Raw genomic sequence first — 18,103 nt, forward strand, 5'->3', positions numbered from 1 at the left:
TTATTAAGCAAGACAGTGTAAAAACACTTAGTGATCACTTTGGTTTTAGCAATGAATATTGGCAAACAACCATGAAAGTCGATTAAAATTAATCATTATTCCCTTAACTTTAAATTGGATGCCCATAATCTCTATCAAGTAATTCAGATCCACAATATAACCTACCAAGAAAAGCATTACAGTTAGAGCTGCCCAATCAACAGGTTCTAGATCATCATCTTTACAACAAGCCAGTTACAGGAAGGTGACGGTTCACTTGTGACTACCGCTACAGCTGGTTATCAATTCCCAAGTACTGTAAATATTACTGGCTTGTAGATTGAACCTTTTGCCAACTTAACTATATCTGCAACGACGCAGTGCATAATCCACATAGGTATTTTTTGATGGTATGGCCTACTACGAAAAAGAAACCGATAGCTTTTAAATTTAACCATGTGCACGGATAGCTTTATCTGTGCATACTTAACGGGCTTATATTTTCGAAATATCACTGTCACAATTTGATTGAAAAATAATCACACTGCTTCATTAATATAATTATAGCAAGCGATTTTTTGACTATACATACCAAATTATAATACTTACCACACATTTTTAGAGCTATAAACCACCAAACTCTACAACAGAACTTTAGAAAAATTCATGCAATTATTGGACGAAATATACACTGTTTGACATTTAAATAAGGGTGTTCCTAATATAATTATAAGGATAAAAAACAAACTAAAATGTGACTAAAATGATAGGGAAATTTTTTCTGACCGCTTTTTCAGGCACTTTGTGCATAACAGTTACTTTATTGACTTCATCAACGTTAGCAGGTGAAAGTGAAGATATACAGCTTGTTGAGAAATGGTTAGATTTAGAAAAACAAAATAGCGCACTTCAGTCGGCTTGGAGTGAACGAAAAGAACGGTTAGAGCAACAGCTTTCTTTATTACAAAGAGAGCAAAAGGCCATAGAGGAACTCATCGCACGAAGCAATAGCAATAAAAATGAAGTATCTGAGCAACGAGAAGAGTTAATTTCACAGCAAAATGAATTTGAACAGTTTGATGCCAAACTGAGCAAAGAAATGGATACACTTGTAAGCTATGTGCATACTATTAAGGCTCGATTACCAACCCCCTTACAGCAACAATGGCAGACAACATTGCCCTCAATCGAAAATAAGCCAAACTCTCAAAAGCTAGAGTCGCTTCTAAAAATCTTTAAGCAGGCATATGATTTCGATGAACGCGTTGTCTTCCATACGGGCTTGATAGAACTTGCAGACTCAAATGAAACAGTTCTCGCAGAGCAAGTTTATCTGGGTCTATCCCAAGGCTGGTATGTATCTATTGATCAAGAACTTTATGGGTATGGGCGCAGTGACGAAGCGCAATGGAAGTGGTGGCATAATCAGCAAGCGAATCAAACACTCAATCTGCCTTTGTCAAATGAGCAAGTGTTATCAGTCACTAACATACTCAAACAACCCACAGATGCCAGATTTATACAATTACCACTCGCAATCATCAATCAGCAAGGAGGTAAACTATGATGCGCACAACGATTTTCATCTTACTGCTCGCAGCAAGCTTTAATTCTATCAGCTCTTCAGCTGAAAGTTCGGTACTGTTAAAGAGAATTTCAGACTCCACTGCGAAGTTAAGTCAAACACAAAAAAAAATAGATAAAGAACACAAAATATTAGCCAAAAAGCTTCAAGCGCAGCTGTTAAAAGTAAAATCTCTGCGCGAACAAGCTAAAAACATACGCAGATTAGAGGATGAGCAACTCTTAAGTATCGATAACTTAAAAAGTCGCAATCAGCAATGGTTCGCGCAGCAAAACTATCAATTTCAGCTGATTTCATCATTTGAGCAGCAGACGAAAAGTCATATTTCAAACGATCATTCGGGAATTAATACCGCCACTATCATAAGTCAATTCAATGCTTTATTAACTCCTACTTTTTCAACCAAACAATTAATTGGTAGTGATAATAAACTTAAAACGTTTGATAGTATCAAGCTTGGTCCTTTACAGTTCGCAATGAACGCTGAGGAAGCAGGTATCGTTACGAAGAGCATCAACAATGAAACAGCGCGTGTTGCCCCAATTAACTCAAGTCATGATTTTCATGAAAATATGTTGGCACTGAAAGAAACAGGGAGATCTTATATACATTTTGACCCTACACTCGGTAATGCTAACAAGCTTTCTCAAACAAATACATCTTTCATTGAATACATAGAACGCGGTGGCACTTGGGCCATTCCTATCATTTCATTCGCACTAGCAGCACTGGTTATTGCTTTGTTCAAATCATTTCAGCTATTAAAGTTACCTAGCCTCAAAGAGCTAGAGGTCAAAGTCAAGCAATATACTAATAAACCACTCGATACACAGGACTTTGATAATTTGCTAAAAGGTTTAGAGCCAATTCAAAAATCACTAATGCTAGTGATTGAAAACAATGTCATCTCCCAAAAGCGAGATGACTTATTGATTGCTGAACTTTCGAAGCATAAAGCACATAACGAAAAATACCTCGGAGTTATCACAACCTGCGCAGCAGTGGCTCCCTTGCTCGGTCTATTGGGTACTGTTTCTGGCATGATCCACACATTTATGATGATGAATATATTTGGCTCAGGGGACGCATCAGTGGTGTCAGGCGGTATCTCTCAAGCATTAATAACGACTGAGCTTGGGTTAATCGTTGCCATCCCCTCTTTGATCATGGGCGCCTTGTTAGGAAGAAAAGTGAAAAGTTTCCAGTCTTCTTTGGAATCACTGGCATTACAACTGAGCAAATTAGAAGTGAGTAACGCGAGAAAACAGCATGAATGACTTAACATCTTTACTCTCAAATAAGGTCATCATAGCGCTTTTGCTGATAGCGAGTTATACGTATTACATCATTCTTACGTTGTACTTTAGACCGGTAAACCATGACTGGCTTAATGATGCACATAACTGGCAAATGGGTTTACTCGCACTGATTGCGTCTCAGCCGTTATTGGGATTGCTTGGCACAATACAAGGGTTACTCGATACATTTGAGTTTATTTCTATTTTTGACGCACTCAGCCAACAGGCCGTAATGTCGGGCGGGATCTCAAGCGCACTGATCACCACCAAACTGGGCCTAATACTTGCCATCCCATCTTTAATATTAAGGCAACTATTATTATTTAAATATAAAAAACAGCAGGGTATTTTATGAGGTCTTCATTTGAGCAACGCATTGAACAAGAAAAAAGCAATGAAATTGATTTAGCTCCGCTGTTAGATGTGGTTTTTATTTTGTTAATTTTTTTCATTGTAACCACTGTTTTTGTCAAGGAAACTGGTGTGGAAATCAATAAACCCACTGCGGTTTCAAGCGAAAACCTTGAGAAAAATGTTTTTTTATTAGCAGTAACCGGTGACGGCCAAGTTGTTTATGGTGGCACCAATATAGGCATCAATGGAATAAGAAGTACGCTTGAACACCTTAACAGAAAAGAATCTCGCCCCTTGATTATTCAAGCTGATAAGTCTGTTACAACCGAGGTACTGGTTCAGGTTATCGATCAAGCAAAGCTTGCTGGCATAACAAATATTAACCTCGCGACAGATAAGAGCCAGTAATGAATAAAGTTAAGCTAACCATTTTGAGGGTCATAACTTCAATCAGCGCTATTGGGCTGGCATTTGCGTTGTTTATAGGTATGGTCGTATTAGACAAGGCAGATGTAGAGACACCAGATAAATTAATCGTGAACCAGGTTGACGTAGCCATGCTTACGCCTCCCCCCCCACCACCGCCATTGACACAAACGAGCCAGGCAGCTAGCGATTCTACCGCACTCAATGTGATGGGGTTAGGTGGTCCTGTAAAGGTGAAATATGGCATTAAGAACACGATGCAAGTACCAAAATTTGAAGACATCAAATTACCAAAACTAGAACTCGACAAGCTTGAGATTGTTAGCCATTTTTCTTCAAGTGTACCAATGTTAAAAGTCGAGCATCTAGATAGAGTACCTAAAATAGTTTCACAACGTTATGTAAGGCCACCAAAGTCAGTACGTAAATATGGCCAAAAGAGAATAGAGACATCGGTCGAGCTCATTATCGATCAAACCGGCAAACCTTATGTTAAAAAAATCATCGACCCTGTATTTCCAGAAATGGTTGAAACAATCAGAACTTGGGTCCAACACGCCAAGTTTGAGGTACCCAAAAAGGAAGGAAAGGCTGTCCAAGCCGTTTATTTATATGGTATTAACTTCAATTATGGATAACAACATGAATCGGACGTTTACATTTTTCTTGCTCACTGCTTGCCTTTCATTCAGTGATTCAACAATAGCAAAAAGTTATCAATTAGAACTTGAGCCAGTCAAGTTTGTCATGCCGGCATACAGTGAACAATACTCAGAAAGGGAAGTTACACTTAGACCTGAAGAGTATGAACTGGCAGAGAAACTCAGTGCTTTATTAGATAGAAAAGACTTTGCCCAAGTCAGTGAAGAACTTGAAACTTTTTATAATGTAGAACTGAGCCCCGCACTTTTGATGATCAAAGCTCAGGTTTATTTCTCTCTAAAAGAATACGAAAAAGCACAAAAGCTATATCAATTCATCCTAAAAGCCAAACCTCAGTTAGTCAGAGCGCACGAGGACTTAGGACAGCTATACCTTATCAAAGAAAACTTTGAGCTCGCACGCTCTCACTTTGCAAAAGCTATCTCATTGGGGTCAGATAATGCAATGGTCCACGGCCAACTTGGGTATTTGAACTTGCATCAACATGGTGCTTTCAGTGCACTTTACGCATATCAAAAAGCATATACTTTAGAGCCCAATAACGCTCAGTGGCAGCAAGGTTTAGTTACCTCGCTGGTCAAAGCAAAAATGTATCCTTCTGCACTGGCGATGCTGGAGGAATTGATTGCCAAAGACCCTAAAGCTCAACCTTACTGGCTAACAAAGGCTGCTATTCAATTAGACCAAAAGCAAAATGAACAAGCGCTAAAGACATTAGAGTATGCAACTTTGCTAGGGGCAATTTCCCATCAAAATACGCTTTTGATGATAAACCTACATTTTGAACAAAGCCAATATGATCGGGCAATTGAACTCTTAAAAGGAGTTGCTCAACAAGGTAAGCTAAAATTTGCAGATATCAATAATTACTTATATTGGCTAAATGACGCAAACAGGTGGCAGGACAGCGAATGGTTGCTCAAACACTTCGATGATTCAAAGTCTTTAAGCAACGCCGAAAAAAGTACTCTATTCTACTCTCAGGCAAGGATATTAGAGGCAAAAAAACAACATAAAAAAGCTACAGATCTGTACAAAAACGCGCTCGAATTAAATGCTAATAATGCCAATGCTTTACTCAGCTACGCTCAATTACTTTTACAACAAAAGCGATTTATTAGCGCAGAGCAAATGTTCATTCGTGCAGAAGCGTTTGATAGCCATCGCTTACAAGCAATGCTAGGCCGAACTCAACTATACATAAATACGGATGATCTGCAGTCTGCTTATACTTTGTTGCTTGATGCTAAGAATAAGTTTCCTGAAACACCGGGAATTCAAAACAAGATAGAAGTACTCGCCAATATTGTAAACACTCAAAGTACCAACACATTATAAGGAGAATTCACATGAAAATAACCGGTACCATCATTGCCCTTTTTATGATGATATTATCAGGATGCACATCAATCAAAAAAGAGCTGACTTACAGTAGCTGCACCAATGAGGATTGGAAAGCGCTAGGCTACAAAGCAGCTCAATCAGGTACCAAAGTCAGAGCATTTGACACAGTTAAAAAAGACTGTGGCGCAGACCTAAATAGCAATGCACAAGACCTGTTTGTTGATGGATATAGCGATGGGCTTATAGCCTATTGCACTTTTGAACAGGGCTATAAACATGGGACTGATGGTTTAGGCGCCTCTCATGTCTGCCATCAAGATGTAGGCGTAGATTATAAGAAAGGCTACACTGCTGGTAATCGAAAAAGAAAATCTATGGAATCATTTATATCCAGAGAACAAAGAGAGCTTGATAATCATAATATTAGCCAAGGTGAAAGTAGAGAAGGACCGTTTTAGACTCAGTATCAGAACTTACATTTTATAACGTTTAGGCTTTTATAATACCTATAGATATGCTTAGCTGTACTAGCTCTGAAAATCTACAGACATTATAAAGGCCAGTAGGCGGGTGTTTTTTATTCACACTTATTGTTTATAAAAAATATCAGATTAAAACCCAGAACAATAATCAGATTAATTTTCGCCTGATGCTTATACTTCATTAGTAAAAATAATCACTTAAACCCAAAACAATAAAAAAACTGAAAATATTATACTTTGTAATTTTGTTATGCGCTTACCACTTTCATTAACAAGTACCACAGGTACTTATTTTAGGTTTTCGGCTAGCGCAACGACCTCTTGAACGGGGTATTTCATGGTATGGTGTAACGTCAGTTTCTTCATCTAAACATTCAATAAACCGAAGTACATTAGAAACAACTTTTTCGTCTCTACACCGCCTGTGTCCCCTCACTATTTTAATCGCGCTCAATACTTCAAGAGGAATTGACCTTGCTTTATTTCCAAAATACCAATACCTATCGCATATAAGAACATTTTTTCCTTTCGTATCTCGTTCAATATCACCTTGTCCATGTAATTGATTAGCTCTTTGCTTAACGCCAGTTTCATCCCAATAATAAATACAATCGCCAGACTCCATATTTTCAGGTCTTTTGTTAGCAAATCGTTCGCTTTGCCCATACTCTCTCATGGTCACAACTTCACTGATGATCCCAGCATAAACCAATCTGTCACTTCCTACAGTTCGCACTGAGCCCAACCCCATAATTATGTCCCCTACTCTCGCAGTCCTTCTAATGACAGGCTTACACGTAGCTAGGGTCAGTACACCACCATATGGATTTGGCGCAAAGCCATAATCATTGGCCACAACATAAGAAAAAACGTTCAAATATCTAATTCCTTGTTAGTGTCTAAATATATTAAAGTATGGTTTTCAGGTGAATTGAATCAATAACATTGTTACTGAATTTTTTACCTAACACCCACGGACGAAATCACCAAACTTTTAAGATGAGTAATTACATGAGTATTCTAGTTACATTAATCTGTAAGTAGACAATGAACGATGTCAGGTAAAACAATGTTCACGAAATTTTTTCTTCATATTTGCCAGTTAGAAAAAAGCTCACGATTGCTAATACTGCTATCTTTTCCCATTGTAAGAAATTGGAGACTTATTAATACCTATGTCTTTTCGCATAGCATTGACCAACTCTAGCGAAAAAGACCTAAGTTCTTCCCAATGGCTTTCTTCGCCATTAAAAATTATTCCTATGAGGTGGTCTGTAAGCTTATCATTTGCATCCATTATTTCTTGTGGTGCTGTCAAAGCTAACTGAGCATAAACTTTTAGCCTATCAATCTGAAATTGATCTTTGTCTTCCTGAGTGAGCTGTCTCTCTCCAAGCATTGCCATCTCAAGCTTTACAAGTGATATTGCTATCAACTCCATCGCTACCCTGTAAATAGCCAACTTATCATTATGATCTCTCAGTTTTGCTTCTTTCAGAACGTCTATCTCACTTTGAAGATGCGCAAGGATTTGCTGATTTTCATTTTGAAACCTTGCCCGAATTTCTTCGAGCTCTTGGGCATGCTTTGCTTTCTCATTCTCCATAAGTCGATTTGCCCATACTTTGCCTAAAAAACTTGATAAAGCAAAGACCAAGACTGCACCACCACCGAGTGATGTTAAAATTAAACCACCAATTTGAGTAATATCTTCCATGTTTCTCCTTAAATTTTTTATATCATATAACTTAGATAAATAGGTGAATTCTCGAACTCCGCCCCCTGTTTGAGACATCATTGGCCAGTGAAATCTCTCATATCTGTCACCCAGAAGAGAGGACGTTCATGCGTAGACTCTGTGACCGGTAAGACTGCGGGTAATTCTATCCAGTATGTAATTCCATCACTGGCTTTTACTTTTCCTAACTCAGTCCCCTTATAGGTTTCTCTTTGCAAAATACCTAAGACATACGTATTCTCCCTTAGATACTTGCAATGTTCGTCTGCTTTTTTGAAAGCCGGAAAATTTTGTGCCGTTATATTGTCTATGACCTCTTTCCAGTATTTGATATCTCGGCAAGCTGTGCTGCCCCACTTGAATTTGACATACTTCGGGATCACATATTCAGGTTTTGATTTATCCGAACATTGCCTATCTGTGTATTCAACAGTGCCATTTTCCCTAACACACTTATAAACATCGGCTTTCAATTCAAAACTTAGCGAAACCATCACGATCAAGATAGCTATATAACGCAATTCCATACGGTATTCCATCCTAGTTATTCCAATTAGCTTTCCAATATTAAAACCCTTGCTTATCATAAGGGGAAATAATCATATCTTTTATGAATGCATTGAAATACTTAATTTTCACTTCTACTGCACGCGAGTTTAATACAGAATAAAAATTAAGAACTTCGATCAAACAGCTTGAAACTTCGATAACTTTCACTAATTCAAAAGGGCTGAACTCTATTGGCTTAAAACTAAACCCGAAAGGATCAAAGTCTTGTCCTATCTTACCAATCCAATATTCTACATGTTTATTGGAGGGGGATTCACTTTTAACCTCAACGAGATGACAAACTTCATCTAATACACTAATAAAGTTTGGAAATTCTATAGGTGGCCCTTTGGCTATGAAATCATAACTTTCCATCTTAGTGGGCTCGTTTTCTGGAAACATACTGATATAAAATTTTGAGCGTTGCACACATAAAATAGTTTCGTTAGAAATAGCACCAAGATTATCATCTAAAGCTTCTAAAATATAATTACGATGCTCAATATGCATTGCAAAAGTATCTCTCAACTCAAGCTGACTAATCTGGCGCTCTGTTTGCGAAATTTTGTAATACAAACCAAGAACTGTAGTTATTGCAACAAGCATTTTGAAAACTTCGATTGGTAATGCAAAAGTATCTGTAGCGTAAACCCAATTACTTAAAATTGTGACGTCATATGATATTTCATGGTTAACAAAATAGGCTTGAATAAGCGCTATTGTTATAGGGCCGGATATTGTTAAAAAGCATAATACATAAAATATAAACTTTAATTTAGTGGAAATCACTCACTCCCCCTATTTACAATCGATGTTTTATATATGTAATTCAAAGCCCCAGAGAGCCTCCCAAGGAAAATGCCAAATATTGAGATAGCTCATCCGTGAAGCAGCACTATAACCTTAATGTATCAGCTTGATGGTAAAATAATAGAAGAAAAAGTCAGACAGTCATTAGCCCTCACAGGCTTAAATACGCGTTTACCTTTTTAAATAACTTGCGGACGACACATTAAAAAGGCGCTTCTTCAAAGCGCAAACCGGAAGTGATGATTAGAACCTAGGTGCTCAACACAATGAACAGGCTAGGTATGCCTGAATATCAGTAAAGGCCTATTGGATCAACAAGACCCTCACTTACGTATCTACCAATGTTGAGCAAAGGCCTACAACTATCATTATTACACCTTACCCTTAGACCATCTCTATGAGATAATGCCACTTGGTCGTTTTCTAATTTACTAGATTTGCGCATTTTGCATCCAATAGCATTTTACGGCCATATACACACTTACAAGTTTTTTTAATACACACATTTATACACACTGATGTGATGTTGTAAGCGTGATGAACAGATTGAGTAAAGCAGCGTACCTTATATAAGCCAATGATTTTATGATAAATAATGACGAAATGAAGAATCAAAACAATAACGACAACATCCCCACAATCTATTGGCACGATTATGAAACTTGGGGGGCAAGCCCTCAAAAAGACAGACCCAGTCAGTTTGCAGGTATCAGAACCGATTACGACTTAAACATTATTGGCGAACCGCTTATTGAGTATTGCCAACCTGCACCAGATTATTTGCCACACCCAGAAGCCTGTTTGATCACTGGTATTACACCGCAACATGCACTGAAACACGGCTTGCCCGAAAGCGAGTTTATGGCAAAAATTCACGCCGAGTTTAGTAAAGCAAGTACTTGTGTTGCAGGTTACAACAGCATTCGCTTTGATGATGAGGTAACCCGTTACAGTCTTTACCGTAATTTTTATGACCCTTATGAGCGCGAGTGGCAAAATGGCAATAGCCGTTGGGATATTATTGACTTAGTCAGAGCTTGTTATGCATTGCGTCCAGAAGGCATTGAATGGCCATTGAAAGAAGATGGCTCACCCAGCTTTAGGCTCGAAGAGCTCACCGTTGCCAATGGTATTGAACACAGTGCTGCACACGATGCCCTGAGCGATGTCACCGCAACCATTGCCCTTGCTAAATTAATCAAAGAAAAACAGCCAAAGCTTTATCAGTTTTTCTTTAACTTGAGAACCAAAAAGGCGCTCACTGACATTGTTGATGTGTTTAACATGCAGCCTTTAGTGCATACCTCATCACGCATCCCTGCAACACAAGGCTGCACGACTTGGATTGCGCCAATGAGCTTTCACCCGGTTAATAAAAATGCCGTGGTGTGCTTTAATCTTACGCATGATCCCAGCGTGTTGGTTGATTTATCTGTTGAAGAGCTACGCGAGCGACTCTATACCAAACACACCGAGCTGGAAGAAGGTATGTTGCCTGTTGGGCTTAAGCTTGTGCATTTAAACAAGTGTCCAATCATTGCCCCTGCAAAAACCTTACTGCCAGAAAATGCAGCAAGGCTAGGTATTGATAGAGAGCAATGTTTAGAGCATTTAAAGTTTTTAAAAGCACACCCAGAGCTTCGTGACAAAGTCTCTCAAGTATTTGCTGAGCAAGGCGACTTCAGTGATACAACCAACCCTGACTACCAGCTTTACAACGGCTTTATCAGTAAAGCAGACAAAGCCAAACTGGCGATTGTTCGCAATGCCTCCCCCGTTGAGTTAGGCAGCTTAGCGCTTGAATTTGAAGATCCGAAATTCCATACTTTATTATTTAGATATCGTGCGAGAAACTGGCCTGAAAGCCTATCTCAGTCTGAATTAGACACATGGAGAAAATATTGCCAAGGCAAGTTGATGCATGGTGAGGACAACCCATCAATCAATGCGCAAGACTTTATGCTGACACTTGAAAACCTTGTTTACGAGCATGAAGGCAATGAGAAAAAAGTCACCATACTCAAAGCGCTTTACCACTACGCACAAAGCTTATAATGAAAAAGAGGCTGTTAAAAAACAGCCTCTTTTACATTTATTTATAGGTGTGATTCATACACTGCGAGCGCCTGCTCTAAGTCTGCAATTAAGTCTTCAACATCTTCCAGACCAATATGCAAACGAATAATTGGTCCATGCTCCCAGCCTGTGGTTGTTCTTAACGCAGCCATTGAGCGATTCGCTGTCACCAAGCTCTCAAATCCGCCCCAGGAAAAGCCCATTTTGAAGTGATGCAAACTATCTAAGAAGCGATTAATGGCTTTTTGATTCCCATCTTTCATTACAAATGAAAACAAGCCATTACTACCATCAAAGTCACGCATAAAGTGTTCATGACCTGGGTTTGAAGGCAATGCTGGATGGCGAACATGATCTACAAGTGGATGCTGCGCCACCCACTTTGCAACCTCGAGTGCGCTCTTTTCATGCTGCTGCAAACGCACTGGCATCGTGCGTAGGCCTCGTAGTGCAAGGTATGCATCATCTGCTGAGGTGCACTGACCTAACAAGTAAGAGTTTTCTCTAAGTACAGGCCAATATTCTTCATTAGCGACCGCCACGCCCATCATCACATCAGAGTGACCAACAATGTATTTAGTCGCAGCTTGAATACTGATATCAACCCCATGGTCAAGTGGACGATAATGCCAGCCATTACCATATGTATTATCTAACATGGTCATTAAACCATGTGCTTTGGCTTCTTTAACCAGTGCTGGGACATCTTGCACTTCCATGGTAATTGAGCCCGGTGATTCTAAAAAGAGCACCTTGGTATTATCTTGAATAAGCGCTTTAATACCCGCACCAATCATAGGATCGTAATAGGTTGTGGTGATCCCAAGGCCAGCTAAAATCTTGTCACATAAGTCACGAGTTGGTTCATAAGCAGTGTCTACCATCAATAGGTGATCACCAGCTTTTAAAAATGACAGTAAGCTTTGGCTAATGGCCGCTGCACCACTTGGATACAAAGCGCAGCCTGCACCATTTTCTAATTCAGTAATGGCATCTTGCAGAGCATAATGGGTGTTTGTGCCTCGGCGCCCATAAAACAAAGTGCGATTGCCGCGCTCTTTAATCGCTTCATGCATATCCGCAACAGAATCAAAAACCACAGTCGATGCACGTTGCACAACCGGGTTCACGGTTCCTTGAGTATATTGAGATTTTCGGCCTGCACTGGCTAATCTGGTATTTTTTTTCATTCGTTACTCTTTTTCTGGAAGTTGACGCCAATGTTCAACTAAAAAACGTGATATTGAGTCAGGTCTAGTCAATTTAAAACCGGGTGCTTCATCGCCCCATTGACCAAAAGTATCAAGGTCAGCTCTTGAAAACCAATGTGCTTGCTCTAGTTCATCCTGCTCAACAAAAATATCTGTGGTCTTAGCGGTTGCGATAAAACCCAGCATCAATGACGATGGGAAAGGCCATGGCTGAGACGCCAAATATTGTACATCGTCTACAATAACACCCGCCTCTTCTTCTACTTCTCTGGCGACGGCTTGCTCTAATGTCTCACCTGGGTCAACAAACCCTGCAAGCGTTGAATATACCCCTTCTGGCCAAGCCTCTTGACGACCTAACAAGCAACGTTCTACGCCATCTTTAAATCTATGCGTGACCAGCATGATCACAGCAGGGTCGGTTCTTGGAAATGTCATATGCTTGCACGCTTTGTTTGTACATAGCCTAGCGTGACCCGCTTCGACAGGAATATTTTTGTGACCACACCGGCCGCAATAACAATGGGTTTTATGCCAATAACTTAACCCCCGAGCTAACACCCCAACAGAGCCACTCACGCGTTCAAGCTTAGGACCTACTTTTCTCATGTCAGCAAAGCGATACTGCCCATCGCTATGGTCTTCTGTACACACATCTAGTTGTTTTTGTAACTCGCTTAAATCAATGCTGGACACATCTAAAGCAAAATAGGAAAACTGCTCATCTTTACCTAAAAAGATGGCATCCCGCCTATCAAGGTGTTCTATTTGTGACTGCTGAATAAAGGCCAACTCGGTTAGGTCGGCTGAGAATAGATTTTGATCATGATGAATGAGCAACCAACGGCTTTTTTCTCCATATTGAGTTAAAAGCCAGTTTTTATCTTTACGCTGAGCTGACGCTCTATCTAGCGTCATTTGTGTATAGTACAACAAGCACTTTGTCCTTTAATGTGGGTTACCTAATCAAAGCAGAAGCCCATTCTTGATTAAATGACTGAGTCCTGCACTACAAAAAAGTATATTAAGTGCAGCCAAGCAGTCATTATTTAATCAAAGAAAACACGACTATTAATGTACAAAAACTAATTTTAGTTTCTATGCTGTCACGCTAACAATAGTCACGTTGTTTGCCAAGTATTTAGGCAAAAAAAAAGCCCTTTCGGGCTTTAAACTACAGTGTGAATTCACACTACAGAGAGGCAAGATGTGCTTGAAGCTTTTGGTTCTCAGCTTCGATGTGTTTGTAAAACTCAATATTGTCCAACTTGCTGGCCGCAGCTTCGTCAATCACAATAACTGCATCACGGTGCAATTGCAGCGCTGATGCAGGGCAAGACGCCGTTAATGGGCCTTCTACTGTCGCTTTAATCGCTTCAGCTTTGTTTTCGCCAGTCGCTAATAACACAACTTTTTTCGCATCTAAGATTGTACCTATACCCATCGTGATTGATAGGTGCGGTTGGTACTCATCTGGACCAAAGAAACGTGCATTATCGTCAATCGTTTCTTTGGTTAGAGTTTTAACACGTGTTCTTGAAGTTAAACCTGAAGACGGCTCATTAAAACCAATGTGTCCGTTACGACCAATACCTAGCAATTGAACATCGATGCCACCGGCTGCAGCGATATGCGCTTCGTACTCTTGGCATGCTTCAACTGGGTTTTTAGCATTACCCGGTGGTACATGTGTATGGTCTTTGTTGATATCAACATGATTGAACAATTGCTCGTTCATGAAATGGCGGTAACTTTGTGGGTGTGTGCCCTCTAAACCTAAATATTCGTCTAGGTTAAACGTAATCGCATCTTTAAAGCTGATATCGCCCTGTTTATTCTTCTCGATAAGGTTTTGATACAAAGCAACAGGTGTCGACCCTGTTGCTAAACCCAACACCGACTCTGCTTTGCGATTTAATTGTTTTTCAAATATATCTGCACCATAAGCAGCGACTTCAGCAGCATTTTTTAAAATTACTATTTGCATGATATTAAAGCTCGTTGTTGAGTTTGAAATAAGAAAAATGGGATCTGAACCCTGCTTCGCGTGCAATCAAAACAAGGTCAGATCTAAACCTAATTGGGATACACTGTATTAGGTTATTACCATTATGACAACGCTGTCATTATTATCAGAAAAAAAGCCTTTGTAAAGTAAAAGTGAAGAAAAATTTGTATTTTTTTTGAGCCAATAAAAAAACGGCCATCAAAAGATGGCCGTTTTCTCAATATTTTACGTGTTAAACGCTGACAAATATTTTGCGTTTATACATCCAGTGTAGAACCAGTAATTGCACGAGTAGCAGCGCGATAACAGCAAACAGAGGCTGCCAATCAGGCCCCACCGCATTGATAAAGCCACCAAACACACTCTTACTGACAAATTCCCAATTCACCAAGCTCGATGCTAAATAAATAATGATCGAGTTAGCCCCGATGATCACAAATGGATACGCAAATCTTTGACCATTCAAAATATCCACCAAGGCGAAAAATACTGCGAGTAAAATCGCACTCCAGCCAACAGTTACAAGCACGAAAGAGCTTGTCCATAACTCTTTGTTCACTGGGAATTGTATATGCCACAACCAACCAAGAGCAACACTCAATGCACCTGCACCAAATAACCATCCTGCTGTTTTCCACTGCCCAAGCTTATCTGCACGTGCTATCAACTGCCCTGCAAACACTCCGGCTATCGCATTCACAATGGCTGGCACACTCGACAGTATCCCTTCAGGATCTACCGGTCTATTTTGATAAGTAATACCTGGTAGTAAGTTTTGATCAAACCAAGCATTCCAACTATGCGTACCTGGTGCGGCTAATTGACCAGCACTGCCACCTGGGACTGGGATAAAGTTCAGTAGTACCCAATACCCAACTAAAATACCACCAGCGACAATACCCGTCGTTCTGAGGCTGGTATGCCACACCAACATGGCACAGAAGAACCACGCGATGGCAATCCGGCCGAGTACACTAGAATATCTAATTTCATCAAGCGCTAAAGGAATGCCTGTACCCCAGCCGTGGTTGTACATAATGCCTAAGCCACACAGTAGAAACAGACGCTTCACTGCTTTTTGATAATAAGGCTTGCGCTCATTTAGAGGTAAATGGTCAATGCGCTTTGGGCTCAAGCCCATGGCAACACCAGATAGAAATATAAATAGAGGAAATATTAGGTCGTAAAATGTAAACCCATGCCAAGGACTATGCACAGTATGTGCTTCAAATAGTTTCCAACCTTGCCACCCAGTCAACACGAACAGTGCCGCGAAAATAGATTGGCCGCCTAGGATCCAAAACATGTCCATGCCACGCAGTGCATCCAATGAAGCCAATCGTTGTTTTTTATTCGTCATCAATACCTTTCCTGTAAAAACAAAAAATCCCCGCTAAACTGCAGCGGGGTTTTTTACCCAGGGAACTTTAAATTTCTTTTCCGCCAATGAAGTTACTCAGAACTTCTTGACTGTTGTTTAATACTACAAAGTCTGCATCAGCCCCTTCTAAAAGGTGGCCTTTGTCAGATAACCCTAAGTATTGAGCAGGATATAGTGAGGCCATTCTCAGTGCCTCAGTCAATGTCACATCAAGTGTGTTAACTGTGTTCCTAACCGCGCTTGCCATATCAAGTACACTGCCCGCCAACTCACCCGTTGTTGAATTCAATCTATCACCCGTTCTAATGACCTTTCGACCATCAAAAAAGTCGAATTCCATATCATTAGTGCCAACAGGAGGCATTGCATCCGTCACCAACATGATTTTACCACGTTGCTTTGAGCGAATAGCAAGCTTTGCAGATGCGGGATGTACGTGATGACCGTCAACAATAAGACCACACCACGAATTATCTTCCCAAAGCGCAGCGCCAACAACGCCCGGCTCTCTTGATGTGTAAGCCGACATTGCATTGAATAAATGCGTAAAGCCATCAACACCAATTTCAAGTGCAGCCATGGTAGTTTCATAATCTGCATTTGAATGGCCGACACTCACTTTAACACCTAAGTCAATTAGGCGTTTTATGTCTGCAAGCGGTACCGTTTCCGGTGCCAAAGTAACCATTTTTATACCAAGATCTTGTCTCGCGTAAATTGCAAATTCTTCTTCAGAAATTGGCCTGATATATTGCTCGCTGTGAGTTCCTTTTTTAGGATGCGATAAGTGCGGCCCTTCAAAGTGAATTCCTACTACTCCGGGTTCACCTTGTGCAATTGCTTGAGCTGTTGCATCAGCTGCACGTGCCATCACCTCTACTTTATCTGTGATAAGTGTAGGCATCAGCGCCGTCGAACCATACTTAGCATGCGCTGTGACAATGGTTCTCAAACATTCAACTGTTTGTTCTGCATTAAAAAAGCCACCACCGCCACCGTTTACTTGAACATCAATCAAGCCAGGAGCAACTAGCCCTTCAAGAATTTCAGCTTTTTCTTCACAGCGTTCGGTCGCAAAGGAAATTTTTCCATCAACAACCAAAAACTCAACATTATTTTTTAATTTGTGCCCATCAAAAAATTGACTCGCCAAATATTTTTTCATTCTCATACCGCCTTTTCAGACTGCTGCTCGACACTTTGGATTGCAAAGAAAATTGCGCCCATCTCAGGAGGCTGTTTTGGAGATTCAACAATCTTTGCAATTTCAGGGTCTAGCCACTTACGTAATGGTTCAGATAATCCACCGATCATAGATAGTCGTGGTGGGTTATTTTCCATCAATCTATGCGCCAATTTGCTAATGTAGTCAGCACCATCTCGAACAATACTCAATGCAACTTCATCGTTATCTTCAGCAGCAGCAAGCACAAACCTTGCTAATTGTGCGTAACTACTCGACGGTTTACCGGCCATTTGCTCAGCAATACCCATAGCTGTTGTGGTATTAAAGTGTTGTTTAAGTGTGTCACTTAATGAGGTTGTTGGACCAAGCTTATCGATAGAAAGCAATGCAGATTTAACAGCTTCAAGCCCCATCCACGCACCACTGCCCATGTCACCTTGTGCAAAACCATGACCACCATAATTTACTGAAACACCATCAACCATTGCAAAGCCACAGGAGCCTGTACCTGTAATAATTACAGCCCCATCCCCACCTTCATGAGCGCCAATACAAGCAGTATGAAGATCGGTTGTTAAAAACATCTGCTTAAATGGGTGATCCCAGCGCATTATTTTTTCATGTAATGCGGGCAAATTAACGCCTGCTAGGCCAAGGCCTGCATAGAGATTATGAACTGCTTCAATTCTTAGTCCTGCATCCTGCAGTGCCAGTTGAGTCGATACCATTATCGATTCAATGGTTCTTTCAAAACCATGAAGAGGATTAGCAGGCCCACCGAGACCAGTTCCCAAAACGCCGTTTTTAATTGAGTAGATGGTGGCTCGGCATTTTGTACCGCCTCCATCAATACCTATATACAACTGGTCTTGTTCAACCTGTTTAGCCATCATTAAGCGACCCCTAAAAAATAAGATATGAACGCGAATTTATCCGCGACACAGTATTCAGTCATGTTGATTTGATGTTACACAATAAATGACAGCGTTGTCATTAAGTTTTTTATTATTTTT

General features: G+C 40.2%; 18 protein-coding genes. 8 read left to right on the forward strand and 10 right to left on the reverse strand.

The genetic code is table 11. The annotated features are described in order from the left end of the window. Positions 1–742 precede the first annotated feature (742 nt). From AC2CZC_RS19015 to AC2CZC_RS19045, 7 genes are read left to right on the forward strand one after another with little or no spacing between them, the layout of a single operon-like run. Entirely contained in the window at positions 743–1,546 is an 804-nt protein-coding gene (locus tag AC2CZC_RS19015) for a DUF3450 family protein (protein WP_484583006.1), read from the forward strand. Then, positions 1,543–2,841 (forward strand): MotA/TolQ/ExbB proton channel family protein, encoded by a 1,299-nt coding sequence (locus AC2CZC_RS19020; protein WP_484583007.1) that lies wholly within the window; start codon positions 1,543–1,545, stop codon positions 2,839–2,841. The genes AC2CZC_RS19015 and AC2CZC_RS19020 overlap by 4 nt, the downstream gene beginning before the upstream one ends. Continuing rightward, the gene (locus AC2CZC_RS19025; RefSeq protein WP_063363133.1) at positions 2,834–3,217 is read left to right on the forward strand and encodes a MotA/TolQ/ExbB proton channel family protein; all 384 of its coding nucleotides are present in this window, start codon (positions 2,834–2,836) and stop codon (positions 3,215–3,217) included. The genes AC2CZC_RS19020 and AC2CZC_RS19025 overlap by 8 nt, the downstream gene beginning before the upstream one ends. Then, positions 3,214–3,624: an ExbD/TolR family protein gene (locus AC2CZC_RS19030; RefSeq protein ID WP_063363132.1), complete on the forward strand. Its 411-nt coding sequence runs from the start codon at positions 3,214–3,216 to the stop codon at positions 3,622–3,624. The genes AC2CZC_RS19025 and AC2CZC_RS19030 overlap by 4 nt, the downstream gene beginning before the upstream one ends. Next, entirely contained in the window at positions 3,624–4,280 is a 657-nt protein-coding gene (locus tag AC2CZC_RS19035; RefSeq protein WP_484583008.1) for a hypothetical protein, read from the forward strand. Before AC2CZC_RS19030 ends, AC2CZC_RS19035 begins: the two co-directional genes overlap by 1 nt. 4 nt (positions 4,281–4,284) lie before the next feature. Further along, complete coding sequence (locus tag AC2CZC_RS19040; protein ID WP_484583009.1) at positions 4,285–5,643, forward strand: tetratricopeptide repeat protein; 1,359 nt, start codon at positions 4,285–4,287, stop codon at positions 5,641–5,643. An 11-nt stretch (positions 5,644–5,654) separates the two neighbouring features. Beyond that, complete coding sequence (locus AC2CZC_RS19045; protein WP_484583010.1) at positions 5,655–6,107, forward strand: DUF2799 domain-containing protein; 453 nt, start codon at positions 5,655–5,657, stop codon at positions 6,105–6,107. 292 nt (positions 6,108–6,399) lie between these two features. Here the strand turns inward: AC2CZC_RS19045 and AC2CZC_RS19050 are convergent, their stop codons facing one another. The 4 genes from AC2CZC_RS19050 to AC2CZC_RS19065 all read right to left on the reverse strand — a co-directional run bounded on the left by AC2CZC_RS19050 (position 6,400) and on the right by AC2CZC_RS19065 (position 9,207). Further along, complete coding sequence (locus AC2CZC_RS19050; RefSeq protein WP_484583011.1) at positions 6,400–7,008, reverse strand: Nmad2 family putative nucleotide modification protein; 609 nt, start codon at positions 7,006–7,008, stop codon at positions 6,400–6,402. Positions 7,009–7,263: 255 nt separating this feature from the next. Next, positions 7,264–7,848, reverse strand: a complete 585-nt coding sequence (locus AC2CZC_RS19055; RefSeq protein ID WP_484583012.1) for a hypothetical protein — start codon at positions 7,846–7,848, stop codon at positions 7,264–7,266. A 77-nt stretch (positions 7,849–7,925) separates the two neighbouring features. Continuing rightward, positions 7,926–8,396 carry a hypothetical protein gene (locus tag AC2CZC_RS19060; protein WP_484583013.1) on the reverse strand — a complete coding sequence of 157 codons (471 nt, stop codon included), beginning with the start codon at positions 8,394–8,396 and terminating at the stop codon, positions 7,926–7,928. A gap of 40 nt (positions 8,397–8,436) precedes the next feature. Then, complete coding sequence (locus AC2CZC_RS19065; protein WP_484583014.1) at positions 8,437–9,207, reverse strand: hypothetical protein; 771 nt, start codon at positions 9,205–9,207, stop codon at positions 8,437–8,439. A 606-nt stretch (positions 9,208–9,813) separates the two neighbouring features. On the opposite strand from AC2CZC_RS19065, the gene sbcB reads away from it, so the two are divergent. Further along, entirely contained in the window at positions 9,814–11,283 is a 1,470-nt protein-coding gene (sbcB, locus tag AC2CZC_RS19070; RefSeq protein ID WP_484583015.1) for an exodeoxyribonuclease I, read from the forward strand. A 41-nt stretch (positions 11,284–11,324) separates the two neighbouring features. On the opposite strand, the gene AC2CZC_RS19075 is transcribed toward sbcB, so the two are convergent. From AC2CZC_RS19075 to nagK, 6 genes are all read right to left on the reverse strand, one after another. Next, positions 11,325–12,494, reverse strand: coding sequence for a cystathionine beta-lyase (locus tag AC2CZC_RS19075; RefSeq protein ID WP_063363128.1), 1,170 nt, complete (start codon positions 12,492–12,494; stop codon positions 11,325–11,327). Positions 12,495–12,497: 3 nt separating this feature from the next. Continuing rightward, positions 12,498–13,451 (reverse strand): NAD(+) diphosphatase, encoded by a 954-nt coding sequence (gene nudC / locus AC2CZC_RS19080; protein ID WP_484583016.1) that lies wholly within the window; start codon positions 13,449–13,451, stop codon positions 12,498–12,500. Positions 13,452–13,707: 256 nt separating this feature from the next. After that, on the reverse strand, positions 13,708–14,502 hold the full coding sequence (nagB, locus tag AC2CZC_RS19085) for a glucosamine-6-phosphate deaminase (RefSeq protein WP_484583017.1): 795 nt from the start codon (positions 14,500–14,502) through the stop codon (positions 13,708–13,710). A 253-nt stretch (positions 14,503–14,755) separates the two neighbouring features. After that, a complete protein-coding gene (gene nagX, locus AC2CZC_RS19090; RefSeq protein WP_484583018.1) occupies positions 14,756–15,883 on the reverse strand; it encodes a transmembrane glucosamine N-acetyltransferase NagX in 1,128 nt (375 codons plus the stop codon). A 67-nt stretch (positions 15,884–15,950) separates the two neighbouring features. After that, positions 15,951–17,075, reverse strand: a complete 1,125-nt coding sequence (gene nagA, locus AC2CZC_RS19095) for an N-acetylglucosamine-6-phosphate deacetylase (protein ID WP_484583019.1) — start codon at positions 17,073–17,075, stop codon at positions 15,951–15,953. After that, the gene (gene nagK, locus AC2CZC_RS19100; protein ID WP_237136337.1) at positions 17,072–17,983 is read right to left on the reverse strand and encodes an N-acetylglucosamine kinase; all 912 of its coding nucleotides are present in this window, start codon (positions 17,981–17,983) and stop codon (positions 17,072–17,074) included. The genes nagA and nagK overlap by 4 nt, the downstream gene beginning before the upstream one ends. Between the last annotated feature and the right edge of the window lie 120 nt (positions 17,984–18,103).

The sequence above is a fragment of the Pseudoalteromonas sp. MMG033 genome (assembly GCF_057197785.1).

Coding starts and splice junctions, on each gene's coding strand:
- AC2CZC_RS19015 (WP_484583006.1), top strand. CDS start 743: ATGATAGGGAAATTTTTTCTGACCGCTTTTTCAGGCACTTTGTGCATA.
- AC2CZC_RS19020 (WP_484583007.1), top strand. CDS start 1,543: ATGATGCGCACAACGATTTTCATCTTACTGCTCGCAGCAAGCTTTAAT.
- AC2CZC_RS19025 (WP_063363133.1), top strand. CDS start 2,834: ATGAATGACTTAACATCTTTACTCTCAAATAAGGTCATCATAGCGCTT.
- AC2CZC_RS19030 (WP_063363132.1), top strand. CDS start 3,214: ATGAGGTCTTCATTTGAGCAACGCATTGAACAAGAAAAAAGCAATGAA.
- AC2CZC_RS19035 (WP_484583008.1), top strand. CDS start 3,624: ATGAATAAAGTTAAGCTAACCATTTTGAGGGTCATAACTTCAATCAGC.
- AC2CZC_RS19040 (WP_484583009.1), top strand. CDS start 4,285: ATGAATCGGACGTTTACATTTTTCTTGCTCACTGCTTGCCTTTCATTC.
- AC2CZC_RS19045 (WP_484583010.1), top strand. CDS start 5,655: ATGAAAATAACCGGTACCATCATTGCCCTTTTTATGATGATATTATCA.
- AC2CZC_RS19055 (WP_484583012.1), bottom strand. CDS start 7,848: ATGGAAGATATTACTCAAATTGGTGGTTTAATTTTAACATCACTCGGT.
- AC2CZC_RS19060 (WP_484583013.1), bottom strand. CDS start 8,396: ATGGAATTGCGTTATATAGCTATCTTGATCGTGATGGTTTCGCTAAGT.
- sbcB (WP_484583015.1), top strand. CDS start 9,814: ATGATAAATAATGACGAAATGAAGAATCAAAACAATAACGACAACATC.
- AC2CZC_RS19075 (WP_063363128.1), bottom strand. CDS start 12,494: ATGAAAAAAAATACCAGATTAGCCAGTGCAGGCCGAAAATCTCAATAT.
- nagB (WP_484583017.1), bottom strand. CDS start 14,502: ATGCAAATAGTAATTTTAAAAAATGCTGCTGAAGTCGCTGCTTATGGT.
- nagX (WP_484583018.1), bottom strand. CDS start 15,883: ATGACGAATAAAAAACAACGATTGGCTTCATTGGATGCACTGCGTGGC.
- nagA (WP_484583019.1), bottom strand. CDS start 17,075: ATGAGAATGAAAAAATATTTGGCGAGTCAATTTTTTGATGGGCACAAA.
- nagK (WP_237136337.1), bottom strand. CDS start 17,983: ATGATGGCTAAACAGGTTGAACAAGACCAGTTGTATATAGGTATTGAT.